At 58.6% G+C, this 15,616-nt stretch carries 13 protein-coding genes; 8 read left to right on the forward strand and 5 right to left on the reverse strand.

What is annotated here, in order from left to right; genetic code table 11:
- Positions 1 to 28 precede the first annotated feature (28 nt).
- The gene (locus AC13RC_RS01380; protein ID WP_488556276.1) at positions 29 to 1,762 is read left to right on the forward strand and encodes a response regulator; all 1,734 of its coding nucleotides are present in this window, start codon (positions 29 to 31) and stop codon (positions 1,760 to 1,762) included.
- Between the two features lie 127 nt (positions 1,763 to 1,889).
- Positions 1,890 to 3,245 (forward strand): putative bifunctional diguanylate cyclase/phosphodiesterase, encoded by a 1,356-nt coding sequence (locus tag AC13RC_RS01385; RefSeq protein ID WP_113330967.1) that lies wholly within the window; start codon positions 1,890 to 1,892, stop codon positions 3,243 to 3,245.
- A gap of 87 nt (positions 3,246 to 3,332) precedes the next feature.
- Here the strand turns inward: AC13RC_RS01385 and AC13RC_RS01390 are convergent, their stop codons facing one another.
- The 5 genes from AC13RC_RS01390 to AC13RC_RS01410 form a co-directional block, all read right to left on the reverse strand.
- A complete protein-coding gene (locus AC13RC_RS01390) occupies positions 3,333 to 3,953 on the reverse strand; it encodes a PRC-barrel domain-containing protein (protein ID WP_113420901.1) in 621 nt (206 codons plus the stop codon).
- A gap of 355 nt (positions 3,954 to 4,308) precedes the next feature.
- Complete coding sequence (locus AC13RC_RS01395) at positions 4,309 to 5,196, reverse strand: SMP-30/gluconolactonase/LRE family protein (protein ID WP_113353851.1); 888 nt, start codon at positions 5,194 to 5,196, stop codon at positions 4,309 to 4,311.
- A gap of 3 nt (positions 5,197 to 5,199) precedes the next feature.
- Positions 5,200 to 5,835 carry a 2-dehydro-3-deoxy-6-phosphogalactonate aldolase gene (locus AC13RC_RS01400; protein WP_113420900.1) on the reverse strand — a complete coding sequence of 212 codons (636 nt, stop codon included), beginning with the start codon at positions 5,833 to 5,835 and terminating at the stop codon, positions 5,200 to 5,202.
- Entirely contained in the window at positions 5,835 to 6,767 is a 933-nt protein-coding gene (locus tag AC13RC_RS01405; protein ID WP_488556277.1) for a 2-dehydro-3-deoxygalactonokinase, read from the reverse strand. The genes AC13RC_RS01400 and AC13RC_RS01405 overlap by 1 nt, the downstream gene beginning before the upstream one ends.
- Positions 6,768 to 6,804: 37 nt before the next feature.
- Positions 6,805 to 7,575, reverse strand: coding sequence for an SDR family NAD(P)-dependent oxidoreductase (locus AC13RC_RS01410; protein WP_488556278.1), 771 nt, complete (start codon positions 7,573 to 7,575; stop codon positions 6,805 to 6,807).
- Between the two features lie 118 nt (positions 7,576 to 7,693).
- Between AC13RC_RS01410 and AC13RC_RS01415 the strand changes: the two genes are divergently transcribed.
- The 6 genes from AC13RC_RS01415 (at position 7,694) to AC13RC_RS01440 (ending at position 15,534) form a co-directional block, all read left to right on the forward strand.
- Complete coding sequence (locus AC13RC_RS01415; RefSeq protein ID WP_488556279.1) at positions 7,694 to 8,509, forward strand: IclR family transcriptional regulator; 816 nt, start codon at positions 7,694 to 7,696, stop codon at positions 8,507 to 8,509.
- Between the two features lie 321 nt (positions 8,510 to 8,830).
- Positions 8,831 to 9,571, forward strand: coding sequence for a helix-turn-helix transcriptional regulator (locus AC13RC_RS01420; protein WP_442966469.1), 741 nt, complete (start codon positions 8,831 to 8,833; stop codon positions 9,569 to 9,571).
- Between the two features lie 623 nt (positions 9,572 to 10,194).
- Entirely contained in the window at positions 10,195 to 11,355 is a 1,161-nt protein-coding gene (gene apbC, locus AC13RC_RS01425; RefSeq protein ID WP_113420897.1) for an iron-sulfur cluster carrier protein ApbC, read from the forward strand.
- A 413-nt stretch (positions 11,356 to 11,768) separates the two neighbouring features.
- Positions 11,769 to 12,746, forward strand: a complete 978-nt coding sequence (locus AC13RC_RS01430; protein ID WP_113330975.1) for a magnesium transporter CorA family protein — start codon at positions 11,769 to 11,771, stop codon at positions 12,744 to 12,746.
- A 53-nt stretch (positions 12,747 to 12,799) separates the two neighbouring features.
- Positions 12,800 to 14,665, forward strand: a complete 1,866-nt coding sequence (locus AC13RC_RS01435) for a potassium transporter Kup (protein ID WP_371864861.1) — start codon at positions 12,800 to 12,802, stop codon at positions 14,663 to 14,665.
- A 137-nt stretch (positions 14,666 to 14,802) separates the two neighbouring features.
- Complete coding sequence (locus AC13RC_RS01440) at positions 14,803 to 15,534, forward strand: hypothetical protein (RefSeq protein WP_183810669.1); 732 nt, start codon at positions 14,803 to 14,805, stop codon at positions 15,532 to 15,534.
- Positions 15,535 to 15,616 lie beyond the last annotated feature (82 nt).

Consider the following 15,616-nt stretch of genomic DNA (forward strand, 5'->3'; position numbering starts at 1 on the left):
AAACTGGTTGAGCGTAGGAATCCGACGAATGACTGCCGAGACTGAAAAGGCAGCTTTGGCAATGATGACGGCTGATGCGCCTTTCGGCGGCAGTCTGCAGACGATGTTCTTCGATGCCTTTTGCGATGGTCTTTCCAGCGCCTTTTTCGCCTACGACAAGAACGACCTCTTGCTGTTTGCCAGCCGTCAGGTTCTGAACTTCTTCCCAATCACGCCTGATTTCCTGCAACCTTCCACGCGGCTGCGCGATTTTCTAGGCGCCGTCTTCGATACTGGAGTAGCCTATCAGCGGCATCAGACCAAAACAGCTGCGAGCCGCGACGATTGGATATCGCAGCGCATAGCCACCCATTGGCGCGAACGCTTCGAGACCACCGAGCATTTTGCCGACGACCGCTGGGTGCGCGTCCTCAACCGACGGCTATCTTCGGGTATCGGTTTCTGCATTATTTCCGATGTTTCCGAAGCCAGGAAACGCGAAGAGCAATGGCGCGTCGACATGGAGCGCGTGCAGCTGACAGAGGATATTCTTGACAACTTGCCCTTTCCGGTTTTCGTCAAGGACCAGAATCTCGTCTACGTCGCAGTCAACCGGGCGTTCTGCGACAAGTACCAGACGGCGGCTGACGAAGTGCGCGGTCGCAAGAGCATCGATATCTTTTCCACCGACCTTGCCAATCGCTTCTATGAGAGCGATCGGCATGTGATCGAGACCGGTGAAATGTCGATCTCGCGGCAGCGTCAGATCGCCCGCGACGGTGTCGAGCGCGATATCGTCACCCGCAAGCAGCGCATCGGCAAGCCGGGCCGCTATTTCCTGGTCTGCACCATGCAGGACCTGCCCAAGGATGGCGGCGACTTCGACGAGTTCGCGCTCGCGTCGAGCATTCGGGAAAACGGCGATCGCTCCTATCGCCGCGCCTATGTTCCGATGGTCGCGCTGCAGACCATTTCGCGCCGTCCGGCGGCGATGGAGACCTTCGTTCCGGAGAATTTCAGCGGCCGCAAGGTGCTCGTCGTCACGCCGGATTTCGCTGCCGAAACGGCGGCTCTGAAGACGCTCGAGAAATACGGCTTCGAAGCCTGCGTCGTACACAACGAGAACGAAGAGGCGGCATTTCTGGACGTGGCAAGCGCGCATGGCGTCAAGATCGATCTGGTCATCGTCGACAACCAGCTCGGCAAGCGCGGAATTGAGCTGGCCGAGCGGCAGAACCTAGCCGCGTTGTCGCTGAACGGATCGCAGCTGGCAACCGAGCTTGCCTTCCTGATCGCGCGCCATTTCAATCGCAACATTCGTGGCGAGCCTGGCGAGAGCATGGAGCCGGGGATCGCGCCCGAATGGCGGCGTGCGACCGGAGAGGAGCGCCGGGCGCAGATTCTGGTTGCAGAAGACAATGATATCAACCAGATCGTCTTCTCGCAGATCCTTGAGGGCTTGGGATACAGCTATGTGATCGCCGCAAGTGGTGACGAGGCGGTGCGCCTGTGGCAGGAGCATCGTCCGGAACTGATCCTGATGGACATTTCGTTGCCGGGACTGAATGGCTTTGAATCCACCCGGCTGATCCGCGGCGCGGAAAAGGGTACCGGCTCCTATACGCCGATCATCGGTGTTCTGACGCAGGCTTTCGAGCGCGACCGCAAGGAGTGCGCCGATGTCGGCATGGACGACGTCATCCTGAAACCGGTTAGTCCCGATATCATCGAAACGGTATTTCAGAAGCATATGCGCGGTGCCCTGAAGGCGCAAAATAGATAAATGTTACAATGATATCACCCCCGACGGCAACTTATCGCCGACGCCGAATGACTGTCGTCTTGGCATCCTTTGTTAAGACTTCCTCGGCATGCTCTTCCCCCGGGTGGAGAAAAGGCCGGAACCAAATATGAAATCGACTGAGATGCTGCCGGGGCCAGTCAATCAGCAGCCGCAGGCAATCGCTTATACCGATCCGCTCACCGGGTTGGGCAATCGCCATCGCATGCGCGAGCGTGCGCGCGCGCTTTCGCTTGAGCGTGCCGGCGATCCCGCACCCTTTACGATCGGCATCGTCAATCTCGATGCCTTCAAGCCGATCAATGACCTGTTCGGCGTCGACGCGGGCGATGAGATCCTCTGCCAGGTTGCTCATCGTCTGAAGGCCTGCATACCCGACGGCGCACTGGTGACGCGTCACGACGGCGATGAATTCGCCTTTGTACTGCCGCTTGTCTTCGAACGCGTCGGCGCCGAGAAATTCGGGCAGATGATCCGCGAAGTGCTGTCGGCGCCCTATGATCTCGGCGATCGCAATGTCCGCCTTTCCGCATCCTTCGGCTTTGCCATTCATCCTTTCGCCGGAGAAGAATTCGACGATCTCCTGAAAAATGCGGATACGGCGCTCTATCGCTCCAAGCGTCGCGGCCGCGGCCAGATCACCGTCTATTCCAGAGAGATTGCGCAGGAGATGAAGCGTGCGACGCAGCTGGAGCAGGCGCTGCGCAACGCCATCATTTCCGACTCCATCGATGTGCATTTCCAGCCGATCGTCTCGCTTGCCAACAACATGGTTCTCGGTTTCGAGGCCCTGGCGCGTTGGAACGATCCGGATCTCGGCTTTGTCTCACCGGCTGTCTTCGTGCCGCTTGCCGAGGAACGAGGCTTTATCGATGCGCTATCCGAAACGCTGCTGCGAAAAGCGGCGGAGGCGGCGCTCTCGTGGCCGCGCGAACTGTTTCTGTCCTTCAATCTCTCCTCGGCGCAGCTGATGGATCCCGGCACCAGCAGCAGCATTCTCGCCATCCTGACACGCGCCGGTCTGGACCCGCATCGCCTCGAACTTGAAATCACGGAAACGGCGGTCATGAGCTCGGCCGATACCGCCCATCGCATCATCGCCGATCTTCGAGCGGTTGGCGTGCGCATCTCTCTCGATGATTTCGGCACCGGTCAGTCCAGCCTTGGACGCTTGCGCGAATTCATTTTCGACAAGGTCAAGATCGATCGGGCCTTCGTCTCGCGCATGAATTCGGACAGGGCCTCCGAGCACATTATCAAGGCTGTTCTTGCCATGTGCGAAGGGCTTGACCTGCGTGTGGTCGCGGAAGGTATCGAGGACCATGCTGAAGCGGCGAAGCTGAAGGCACTGGGCTGCGCCATGGGGCAGGGCTACTATTTTGGAAAGCCGGTCGATAGCGCTGCGACGCTTCGCTACCTGCAGACCCATTATTTCGATCTCAGCCACGAACGCGAAATTGCCTAATCCTAAAAAGTAGGGTGAAAGATGGCCAAAGAAAGCGGCGGCCTATAAGGCCGCCGCTTCCGTATTTCGTCCAACCTTTGTCGATAGTTACTTGTTGGTGGTCGACGAAGTCGTGGTGTTGTCGGTGGCCGGCATTGTCGACGTGCCGGACGATTGAGCCGCCTTTTCGGAGGCCTGCATCGACAGGGTCTTGAATTCTGGGGCAGCCTTCAGCGCATCGGCCGTTTCCGTCGTCGTCAGCTTCACCGTTCCGTCCTGCGGGTTCTGGGTGGCGCTGATCTTGTCGAAAGGAACGGCGACGTTTTTCTGGCCCATGCCAAGGAAACCGCCGACGCCGACGACCGCGGCAACTACTCCGCCCTGCTTCTGCAGGATCAGATCGTTGATGCTGCCGATGCTTTCGTTCTGACCATTATAGACCGACTGGCCCATATAGGTCTTGGCACTGATCTGATCGGCGGACTGCGCGGTCAGATAGCCAGCCTGGCCACCCGTCGAGGGGGCAGGAGCCTGGGCGCTTTTCGGTGCTGCCGAGCTATCAGGTTTGGTGGCATCCGGCGTTGCCGGCGCGCTTTGCGTCACCGGCGCATTATTGCCCGCGCCGCCGTTTGATGGCTGTTGCGCTTGGGCAAAAGCCATGGGTGAAAGCACGGACGCAGTGGCAAAGATGGCGCCAGCGGCAACGGAAGTGAAGAGTTTCCCAGTCATCGTGAACCTACCTTTCATTCTGATGGGCATGCTTAATTAACGCGCATGCTTACCAGCGCGAGTGGAACCTTGTTTGTGCCGACCGTTATCGTACCGGTCTTAAAGGCAATGGTTCAGGGAAGTTTTGGTTCCGTCAAAAGTTGCAGAAAATTGCTTCACTCAGCTCGGAAGCAAAAGGAATATGCTGGGAAATCAATAGTTACAGCTTCAAAAAACAACCAGAAAGATTATTAGGATCGCAAAAAAACGATCCAGCTCAAATTTCAATTTTTTCGAGGCCCAACGTGTGTTGCGCCTCACATGACTCGTCGAAATAATACCGCCCTTAGCGAGATTGGCTGAAGGCGGCCTTCAATCAAAGCTTGTATGGAGGGTCGAAAACGCCCTTCACCGTCAGGCCGAGTTCCAGAAGAGCACCCGCCTGCGGCTGCATGGAGCGCGCTTCCTCATCCAAGCCTTCCCAGGCGGTCGTCACGGCCAGCCGGTCCGCATTCTTGCCGATGAAGGCGGGGCAGGAGGGCTGCATCGCGGGCACGCGATACCGCTCGATGCGCAGGCCGTCCGGGCTGTATTTGTCGACGAAGCCGGAACCCCAGCGCGCATTCCAGATATAGCCGTCCGCGTCGCAGACCGAACCATCAAGGCCGCCAGGATCTTCCATGCTGTCGACCATGACGATCGGCTCGCCGGTCGGGAGTCCCGTCTCGGGGTCGACGAGCACGCGCATCAACTGGCTGACGCGGGTATCGGTGAAATAGCCGATCGTGCCATCGGGAGAGAAGCAGATGGAATTCGGAATGCTGATCTGGTCGAAGATCTTCGTAACCTTGCCGCCGGCGACATGATAGATCGCGCCTGCCTGCATCTCGGCGCGCTTGCCCATGGTGCCGATCCAGAGCGATCCGGAAACATGCGTACGCCCGTCATTGGAACGGTTTTCAGGCTTGTCTGCTTCGATGGCCGTATAGAAGCTCAATTCGCCGGTCGCGATATCGCGCAGGAACAGTCCCTGCTCGGTGGCAATCATCTGCCGCTCCGCATCGACGCGAGCCAGCACGCTTGCCATCATCGGCAGCTCGTGAACCTGTTTCTTTCCGGTCGGCAGGTGCAGTTCGTGCAGTTCCTTGCCGAGGATGTTGAACCACCACACGGTGTCTGTATCGGGATCGTAGGTCGGGCCTTCTCCCAGGACGGAGGACGTGTTGCAGAGAATATTGCCCTGGAAATCATGAATATCGGTCATAAATCAGGCTCCTACAGCTGCATCATAGGCGTAAATGGTGACCTTGGCGCGTTCGGCAACCTCTGCGGCCGTCATTCCCGGCTTGTAAAGACTGGTGCCGAGGCCGAAGGCGAGCACGCCGGCCTTGGTGTAATCGGCGAAATTCTTGTCCGAAACGCCGCCGACCGCGGCAATGATGAGCTCGGGCGGCAAGACGGCGCGAATGGCCGTGATGCCGGAGGCGCCGAGCACGCCGGCGGGGAAGAATTTGAGCCCGGTGGCACCGGCGCGGGCGGCCGAAAGCGCTTCCGTGGCGGTGAACACGCCCGGCATCGTCACCATGCCTTTGTCGCGGGCGCGGCTGATGACCGCAGGCTCGACATTCGGCGTCACCAAGAGCTTGCCGCCGGCGCCATCCAGCCTGTCGACGTCTTCCACCGTCAGCACCGTGCCTGCGCCGATCAGGCAATCGGCAGGCGCCATCTTGGCGGCGGTCTCGATAGAGCGGAACGGCTCCGGCGAATTCAGCGGAATTTCGATTGCCGTGAAACCTGTTTCGATCAGCGTGCCGACGATATCGGCCGTCTCCTCCGGCTTGATGCCGCGAAGAATGGCAATGAGCGGGCGCTTCATGGGCGGGAAGGGAATGCGGGTCGTCATCAGCTTTTGCTTTCTTTCTTGAACCAGATCGCTTCGGCCGCAGCGGACAGTCCGCGACGGACGGCGGCATCGGCATCGATGGTCTTGTAATTGAGGGAAAGGGTGCGGAAGGCGTCTTCATAGAGCGCCTGGAGGCGGCCGGAAGCGACCAGCGTGATAGCCGCATTCTGCCCCGCCGAAGCGAGCGCGCCGGCGATTTCCGCACCGATCAGGGTGCCCGAGATCAGTGCCTGGGCGCCGGCGGCCGTAAGCCCGTTCAGGAGCTGGCCGGAGCGGGCCGTGAACAGCAGGTTGGTGACGAGGGCCGGCTTGTCGAGGGCCGTCTTAAGGGCAGCCTCGAACGCCTTCGTGTCGGGCGGCATGTCCGCAGCGCCGGCAACGGCATGCGACAGGATGCTGTGCTTGGTAATGACATCGAAAAGCTCGCCCGTCATGAAGGTGGAAAAACCTGTCACCTGGCCATCCAGCACGCGCACCCATTTCGAATGCGTTCCCGGCATGCACACGAGCTGTTCGCCCTTCGCATCGGCGGCAATCGCGCCGAGCAGCTGCGTTTCCTCGCCGCGCATGACATCGGGCACCTGCTGGCTTCGCTGTGCGAGACCCGGCAGGATGCGCACGTCGCGGGATTGTCCGGGCACGGAAACGGCGCCTGTCAGGATGGCGGCAAGTGAGGTCGGCGTGTCGATATATCCGGCTTCCACCCAGCCCTGGCGCGCTCCGGCCATGCCGCAGACGATGACGGGAAGGACGTCCGGTGCGGATATGGTGTCGAGATGCGATTGCAGGACCTTGGCAAAGCCGGTCTGGGCCGCCGTGGTCATGCCTTCGCCGCTGCGGCGCTCTGCCAGTATGCTGCCGTCTTCGCCGATCAGCCACAGCCGGAAACTGCTGGTGCCCCAGTCCACCGCGACATATGCGGGTTTCGTCATGAGAAATGCTCCAAGTCTTACGTCAGAACTCTTGAGATTAGAAAATACCGCCGTCGACGGTGATGGCTTGTCCGGTCATGGCGCCGGAGCAGTCCGAAGCCAGGAAGAGCACCGGCCCGACCAGATCGTCGGCGCTCAGCACGCGCTTCAGGCATTGCCGGTCTATCGTCTTGGCCATGCCCTCTTCGGTCAGCCACAGGTCGAGCTGTCGCTTGGTGACGATCATTCCCGGCAGAACGGCATTGACGCGGATGTTCTCGGGACCGAAGCGTCCGGCAAAGCTCTTGGTCAACCCGATGATGCCGGACTTCGCGGTCGCGTAGGAGGCGAGCTGCGGCGGGTTCATCTTGAAGACGATCGAGGAGAAATTGATGATGGCCCCGCCGCCGGCGGCGCGCATGCCGGGTGCCGCCGCCTGCGAGACGAAGAAGACCTGCTTCAGGTTGATTGCCTGATTGCTGTCCCAGTATTCTTCGGTCGTGGTGTCGATATCGTGCCGGTCGTCCCAGGCTGCATTGTTGACGAGGACGCGGACCGCCCCGAGATCGGACTCAACTGCAGCAACCGCGCTTTTGATCGCGCTGACATCACGCAGGTCGGCGTGATAGAAGGAGACAGGATGGGCGGATTGCGTCGAAAGCTTGGCCGCCAGTGCCTTGCTCGCTTCTTCGATGATATCGATGAAGGCAACCTTTGCGCCCTGTTTGGCAAAGGCCTCCACAAGGCTTGCGCCGATGCCGGAGCCGCCGCCGGTGATGAGGACGGTGCGATCTTTCAGATCGGGAAATTGCGCCTGAGTATCCACCAAATGTTTCCTCCCGATCAATCGAAAGTTCCATTATTCGGAACATAATTTGACTATATGGAATTATCGATCTACCCTTGCGCGGTGTCAAGGATAGTGCGGCTCTGCCAGAGATAAATGAATGAACGTGGATCTGGGTTCAGAGGGTGGAAAAAATAAAGGGCATCGCGACCGGGAAACCGGAACGCTGGGAAAGCTCGTCTCCTTGCTCGATCTCGTCGCGCTCGCCGATGGCCCGATGCGCTTTACCGACATCCTTTCGCTCTCCGATCAGCCGCGCGGCACATTGCATCGCCAATTGTCGCACCTTGTCGAGGAAGGGCTTCTGGAGGTCGACCGCGATGGTCGTTATCTGATTGGATTGCGGCTCTTGACGCTTGCCTCGCGCAGCTGGGCGCGCAACGAGTTTCGCGCGGTTGCTGAGCCACATCTGCACCGCCTGCAGGAGGTGACCGGTGAAACCGTCCATCTTGGCGTCCTGCGTGGCACGGAGGTCATCTATCTCGACAAGGTCGAGGGTCGCCAATCCGTACGCATGTATTCGCAGGTCGGCAATGCATCTCCGGCCTATTGTACCGGTGTCGGCAAGGCGGCGCTTTCCGCGCTCGACGATGCCGAGCTGGATGCGAGAATCTCATGCCTCGAATATCGCCCTTATACCGAGCATACGCTTCGCAATGTCTCGGAGCTGCTTGTCGATGTTTCGGAAATCAGGAAGCGAGGCTATGCCTTCGATCTCGAGGAGCATGAAAGCGGCATTTGCTGCGTTGCCGCCCCGATCCGTTCCGACGATGGGCATATGCTGGCCGGCGTCTCGGTGACCGGCCCAGCCTATCGCGTCACACTGGAAAAGTTGAAGGCATGGGCGCCTTTGGTGGTTGCTGCTGCTGATTCGATCATGACGGACATGCGCAACCGCATGGGGCCTAAGCGCTGACTCCATAAATTTCGCGCAACGGCTGTCGGAAACTCGCGGATTTAATGCTGTCGGTGCCTGATCTTAGCGAAATTGCTCGTTTATCTTGAATTTTACTGTTGAGATATGCGGAAGAACTGCCATTATCCGCAAGTGATTATTGGAACCATACAGGATTTGGCGAGGTGTTGGGCGGACATAATAGTAACGGGCGTTGATGCAGTCGTGATTTTGGAAAACTTATATTTTGCCGAGCGGCTGAGACCGGCTGCCGTACGATAATCGTGAGGGACAAGAGACGGAAGTTTCGTATTTTTTTCCTCTTTTACATAAAGAAGACTGATGATGGCGGCATTGATACAGGCGGGCATGTCCCCTCGTGGCGAGGACTTTATCGAGGAAATCAGCAGGCTTAAGACGCAGTTCGATGTGTTCCGTTTCATGAAGGGCCTGACGGAGGCCTATCGTTGCCGGGCCTTCATGGTGCTCAATCTGCCGCCTATTACGTCCTCGGACCTGCAGAGCAATTCAGTCATCAACAATTGGCCGGCAGAGCTGCTGTCGATCTACGATCAGGAAAACCTGTTGTCGACCAGCCCCCCGCTGCAGCGTCTGCGCGGCTCCACGCTGCCCTTTCTTTATGAGGTGACAACAAGCCCCAATCGCGAGGAGAGCAAGTCGCAGCTCGTGGTGGCTCTGTTCGAACGTTTCCGCATGACGCGCTTCGTCTATTTCCCGACGCACGATGCCTCCGGTCTTCGCGGCGCGGTTTGTTTGGCTGGCGATCGCGAACTCTTTTCGATGGAGGAGGTCAAGGACCTTTTCTACATAGCAGTTCACGTCTATGACCGGCTTGCGGAAATCCGCAATCTCGATGTTCGCGTCGTCGATGCCCTGACCGACCGGGAGATCGATTGCCTGAACTGGACAGCGGCCGGAAAGACCAGTGCCGAGATCGCCGAAATCCTGTCTCTGTCCGAACATACGGTCAATCACTACCTCAACCGCGCCACCAAGAAGCTCGACACCGTCAACCGCACTCAGGCCGTCGCCAAGGCTTTGCGCGTTGGATTGATCAAATAATGACGTTGTCGTTCTCGACGCAATGATCGAGATTCGAGCAGCGTGTGAATGAATTTTGTGCGCTGCGAATAAAATATGATGAACCCTATGGCGATGATCGATCATGCCGATCCAGGCGGACAGCGACTAACCAATTGAAATACCGTTATTTCCCTGGTTTTCTGAAAACTGGCACGCTTCCTGCTTATAAAAAGACAGAGGTCCAGAGGGGACTTTGATAACAGCGCCGATGAAACGTGCGCGGATCAAACGACCGTCGCCGATGCCCCGTCGCCATAGCTTCTCCCGGCGAGGGGGTCGGCGACGGTTGTTGCTTATTTAACACGCTTAGCAATTTCGGGCGCGCTTGTGGGACGATTTTCGCGCCTTTGCCCTATTCCTTTCAGACGAGTGTTCTATCTCGGCCCGCGATCATGTCTTCCCGAATTGGGAGCGCGTTGCGGCTGGTAAGGGTTCTTTATGGACCCGGCGGACCTGCCGGCCGCAACGAAGACGCATTTTATCGACGGCGTCCCGAATTTCGTTTGGCGAAGTCCCGCCTCTCTACTATCTAAGCCAGAATGATTTCGGAAAGCGTACGCTCCCTGCGGCGCTGCCGAAAAGAATTCTGCAGTGAGGATGAGATGGCAGACATCACCAAGGAACAGGTGCTGGAAACGTTGAAGACGGTTCGCGGCCCGGACCTGGAGCACAACATCGTCGAACTCGGCATGGTGTCGGATGTCTTCATCTCCGATGGTAAGGTCTATTTCTCCATCACCGTACCCGCCGAGCGCGCCAAGGATCTGGAGCCGATGCGTCTTGCCGCCGAGCGTGTCGTCAAGGATATGCCCGGCGTCAAGGGCGCCCTGGTCGCGCTGACGGCCGACAAGAAGGCTGGCGCTCCGGCGCCTCGGGCCGCGCCTGCGCAAGCCGCCCCGCAAGGCCATTCCCATTCGCATCCTCATCAGCACGCGCCGCAACAGCCGCCCCGCGCCGCCAAGATCGGTGTTCCGGGCGTCAAGGCCATCATCGCGGTCGCCTCGGGCAAGGGCGGTGTCGGCAAATCGACGACGGCGGTCAATCTGGCGCTGGGGCTGCTTGCCAACGGCCTGAAGGTCGGCATCCTGGATGCCGATATCTACGGTCCTTCGATGCCGCGCCTCCTGAAGATTTCCGGACGGCCCACCCAGATCGATGGGCGCATCATCAATCCCATGGAGAATTATGGCCTCAAGGTCATGTCGATGGGCTTCCTCGTCGAAGAGGAAACGGCAATGATCTGGCGCGGGCCGATGGTGCAGTCCGCTCTGCTGCAGATGCTGCGCGAGGTCGCCTGGGGCGAGCTCGACGTGCTCGTGGTGGACATGCCGCCCGGTACCGGGGACGTGCAGCTCACCATGGCGCAGCAGGTGCCGCTTACCGGCGCCGTCATCGTCTCGACGCCGCAGGATCTGGCCTTGATCGATGCGCGCAAGGGCCTGAACATGTTCCGCAAGGTCGAGGTTCCCGTCCTCGGCATCGTTGAAAACATGAGCTATTTCATCGCGCCGGACACCGGCGCCCGTTACGATATTTTCGGCCATGGTGGCGCGCGCAAGGAAGCCGAGCGCATCGGCGTGCCTTTCCTGGGGGAGGTGCCTCTGACCATGGGCATCCGCGAAACTTCGGATGCCGGCACGCCGCTCGTCGCTGCCGAGCCAAATGGGGTGGTTGCGAATATTTATCGCGAGATCGCAGCCAATGTCTGGAAGCAAGTGGCAGGCGCACCGCAGCGCGCGGCGCCATCGATCGTATTTGAATAATTCACAAAGACATCCTGCTTTCCGTATAGTGACGGATTGTCTTGTCGGCGTCCTGTGCTATGACTTCGCAAGTTTAGCCAAACTGCGGTGAAATCGCGCAATGAAGAGGTTGTGACTTGATTCTTTGCGAGCTTTGCTGCATATGCGCCGCCGGCGTGGAACTGGTCGGGCATTTCCGATGACCGCCCTCCGCCGCATGGTGGTTTTATTTCGTCCGAGCAGGCGGCTTCGCCAGGACGGGCGAAGGATTGGTACAGCAGCGCAATGGAACATGGACACGGATTCCCGGCCGGACCGGCGGGATACGACCGGGGTTTTATGAGCTTTTTTCATTGGCCATTGGTGGGATCGCGGCAAGAGCGCGCAAGGCGCCTTGATGGCGGCTTCCTCTCCACTGCTGTGGGAGCAAGCAGTTGATAACTGCCTATTGCTCAGATTCCAAGCCGCTTCAGCTGCCCGATCTTTCGGCGGCCGACCGCTTGCCTGACAATGCCGTCTGGATCGATATGGTCGATCCCACGCGTGAGGAAGAGGCCAATATAGAGCGCCTGCTTGGGCTCGAGGTGCCCACGCGCGAGGACATGAAGGACATCGAGCCGTCGAGCCGCCTCTATGTCGAAAACGGCTCCGTCTTTCTCACGGCCTCGCTGCTGTGGAAGGCCGACACCAATCTGCCGATGCTCACCGATGTCGCCTTCATCCTGACGGGACATCGGCTGGTCACCATCCGCTATGCGCAGCCGAAGTCCTTCGCGCTCTTCATCGCAGCGCTGCAGCGTATTCCGCAGGAGCGGCGCACGGGTGTCGCGCTTCTCGCCAAGCTTCTCGAAACCATCGTCGACCGTACCGCCGAGGTCCTTGAACAGACCGTGGCGGGTATCGATATATTGTCGGTGCACGTGTTCGGCGATCGCGTAAAGAAGATCCGCCGCCCGGCGAACTATCTGGAAGAAAAGCTCAAGGACATCGCAGGCTATCACCGTACGCTCAGCAAGGTGCGTGACAGTCTGAGTTCGCTGTCCCGGCTGCTGACCTTTCTTCATACCATCCCCGCCATGCAGCAGGACCACGAGGCCAGGGAACTGTGTCGCAACGTGTCGCGGGATGTGCAGTCACTGTCGGAGCATGCATCCTTCGTCGCGGGAAACATCACCTTCCTGCTGGATGCATCGCTCGGGCTGATCAATATCGAGCAGAATGCCATCATCAAGATCTTTTCGATCGCTTCGGTGGTATTTCTGCCGCCGACGCTCGTGGCGTCCGTCTACGGCATGAATTTCGAGCATATGCCCGAACTGCACTTTGCCTACGGTTACCCGACATCGTTGTTGCTGATGGTGGTTTCCGCCATCGTTCCGTTTTTCTTTTTTCGCTGGAAAGGCTGGCTCTGAGAGTCTAGTGATCCTGAATGTCTAACGAAACCCATCATTCTCCCGACGGGAAAATGAACGCTCGTAAGCTCGCATACCTCGCCCTCGGCTCGATCGGCGTTGTTTATGGCGACATTGGTACGAGCCCGCTTTATGCCTTTCGCGAAGCATTGAAGCCGGTGGCCGCCGATGGTCTGACGCGCGGCGAAGTCATCAGCGTCGTGTCGCTGATGTTCTGGACGCTGACCATCATCGTCACGATCAAATATGTCCTTTTTCTGCTGCGTGCGGACAACGACGGCGAAGGCGGCACCTTGTCGCTGCTGGCGCTGTTGATGAAGACGGCGAATGGCCACACGGCCATCCTGATGCTGCTGGGCCTTTTGGGTGCCGCGCTCTTCCTCGGTGATGCGATGATCACTCCGGCGCTTTCCGTTCTTTCCGCTGTCGAGGGTCTGAAGCTGGTGACCCCGCAATTGTCGGATTATATCGTCCCGATATCGGTGGCGATCCTGGCATTGCTTTTCGCGATCCAGTCGCATGGTACCGGTGCCGTCGCCCGTTTCTTCGGTCCGATCACGGCGCTTTGGTTCATCGTCATGGGTCTTGCCGGCATCATGCATATTTCCGATGATTACAGCATTCTGGCAGCGCTGAATCCCTGGTATGCGGTGAGCTTTCTGATGCGCGAGGGCTTCCTCGGCGTCGTCGTTCTCGGTGCTGTGTTCCTGACGGTGACGGGCGCGGAAGCGCTCTATGCCGACCTCGGCCATTTCGGCCGCCGCCCGATTCAGTGGGCCTGGTTCGTACTGGTGTTTCCGTCGCTGACCTTGAACTACTTCGGTCAGGGCGCGCTGGTGCTGCGCGAGCCCATGGCCATGTCGGACCCGTTCTTCCTGATGTATCCGCATTGGGCGATTCTGCCGGTGGTCATTCTCGCCACGATGGCGACGATCATTGCGAGCCAGGCCGTCATCACGGGTGCTTTCTCGCTCACGCGTCAGGCGATTCACCTCGGCTTCCTGCCGCGCATGGAAATCCTCTTTACCTCCGAGACCAATACCGGGCAGATCTTCCTGCCGTCGGTCAATACGGTCCTGTTCTTCGGCGTCATCTTCCTCGTATTGGCCTTCAAGACCTCGGATGCGCTGGCAACGGCCTATGGAATTTCAGTGACCGGCGCGATGGTCGTCACCTCGATCATGGCATTTGAATTCGTCCGGGTCCGCTGGAACTGGACGCTGCCGATGGCGGTTGCCGTGCTCACGCCGCTCTTGCTGCTGGAATTCGTCTTCCTCGGCGCCAACCTCCTGAAGATCCACGACGGCGGCTATGTTCCCGTCATGATCGCAACGGCCTTCACGGTGATCATGTGGACCTGGCGCCGCGGCACCTCGATCTTGATGGAAAAGACGCGGCACACCGATATCCCGCTGTCGTCCTTCGTCAGCTCCATCGAGCGCAAGAGCGATCATTCGCCCGCGCATGTGCCCGGTACGGCAATCTTCCTGACCAGCGATCCGGAATCTGCGCCCGCCGCGCTGCTGCACAATCTGAAGCACAATCACGTCCTGCACGACAAGAACGTCATCCTGACGATCCGCACCATCAACAAGCCGCGCGTCGCCCAGGAGGATCGCTATTCGGTCGAGAAGGTCTCGGAGCGCTTCTCGCGCGTCGAGCTGCGCTTCGGCTTCATGGAATCGCAGAATGTCTCGCAGGCGCTCGCAACCCTGCGCAAGACGGGCCTGAAGTTCGACATCATGTCGACCTCCTTCTATCTCGGCCGCCGCAAGCTGGTGCCGGATGCGAAATCCGGTATGCCGCACTGGCAGGACCGGCTCTATATCGCGCTCGCCAACGCCGCGACCGACCCCTCCGACTACTTCCGCCTGCCTGCCAACCGGGTTGTGGAACTGGGCTCGCACGTCATCATCTGAGGCTGGTTTTATCGGTGATTATTCAACGGCCCGGTGGATATCTGCCGGGCCTTAGTTTTTTCTATTGCGCAAGCAAGGCGTTGATCTATTCAATTTAAAGGCGAAAGTGATGCTATGCCCAGGGGAGGCAATCGCTGATGCTGAAACAGTCCTTGTCCATCGTGCGTCAAAATCTGGCGTTTTACGCAACGTTTATCCTATGCTCGGTTGGCGCTTCGATTTTCGATGAATATTCTGGGAAGTCCGCTTCTGCAGGCGCCACTTTTGTCTTAATGAGCATATTGTCGATGAATGTTCAGAACTCGGTTCTACGAGATCAGAATTTCACCGCGGCGGCCAAGGGCAGAAAGCTTCCATTTGCTGGATATATGTTCAGGAGCGTGGCGCTGACCCTGGCAGCGTTCCTGATAATGCTGCCGATTCTTGTTATTCTTTTGAAATCGAATGGCGTGGGAAAAGCTTACGCCGGGCTCTGGGCAACGCTGGCATTCTTGGGAACGCTTACCATCGTCTTTTCCCTGCTGGGTACATGGCTACCGGCGCGCCTCCATGGCACCAATGCAAGTATGGGAGATGCATTGCGCAGAGGTTTGAAGCGATTTCCATCGACGGCATCTCTGGTATTCCTGGGCCTAGCCGTTCCACTCGTTGCCGGCTTGATAGTCGGGGTTTTTGCGAGTTCTTTCCAGGGTGCGGATCTGATCGTGAATGGCCAGTTGAATATCCCTACCATTGCGGCGTCTTTGGTATCCAATGCGTTGCAGATGATTGGCTGGACTTATGTCTCAGTGCTCTTGGTACGGCGATACATGGCGGCGGAGCATATCGAGTCTCCGCCTGGGGCGGAGCTGGTCACGGCTCTTATGTGAATTCTTGATGCATCGGCTCCGGCCCATTCATCCCTAACCATAGATTCGCCCGAATTAACCATCCATCAAGGTTAATGGGAGA

This window comes from Martinezella sp. CNPSo 3890, from assembly GCF_057784455.1.

Coding starts and splice junctions, on each gene's coding strand:
- AC13RC_RS01380 (WP_488556276.1), top strand. CDS start 29: ATGACTGCCGAGACTGAAAAGGCAGCTTTGGCAATGATGACGGCTGAT.
- AC13RC_RS01385 (WP_113330967.1), top strand. CDS start 1,890: ATGAAATCGACTGAGATGCTGCCGGGGCCAGTCAATCAGCAGCCGCAG.
- AC13RC_RS01390 (WP_113420901.1), bottom strand. CDS start 3,953: ATGACTGGGAAACTCTTCACTTCCGTTGCCGCTGGCGCCATCTTTGCC.
- AC13RC_RS01395 (WP_113353851.1), bottom strand. CDS start 5,196: ATGACCGATATTCATGATTTCCAGGGCAATATTCTCTGCAACACGTCC.
- AC13RC_RS01400 (WP_113420900.1), bottom strand. CDS start 5,835: ATGACGACCCGCATTCCCTTCCCGCCCATGAAGCGCCCGCTCATTGCC.
- AC13RC_RS01405 (WP_488556277.1), bottom strand. CDS start 6,767: ATGACGAAACCCGCATATGTCGCGGTGGACTGGGGCACCAGCAGTTTC.
- AC13RC_RS01415 (WP_488556279.1), top strand. CDS start 7,694: ATGAACGTGGATCTGGGTTCAGAGGGTGGAAAAAATAAAGGGCATCGC.
- AC13RC_RS01420 (WP_442966469.1), top strand. CDS start 8,831: ATGATGGCGGCATTGATACAGGCGGGCATGTCCCCTCGTGGCGAGGAC.
- apbC (WP_113420897.1), top strand. CDS start 10,195: ATGGCAGACATCACCAAGGAACAGGTGCTGGAAACGTTGAAGACGGTT.
- AC13RC_RS01435 (WP_371864861.1), top strand. CDS start 12,800: ATGAACGCTCGTAAGCTCGCATACCTCGCCCTCGGCTCGATCGGCGTT.
- AC13RC_RS01440 (WP_183810669.1), top strand. CDS start 14,803: ATGCTGAAACAGTCCTTGTCCATCGTGCGTCAAAATCTGGCGTTTTAC.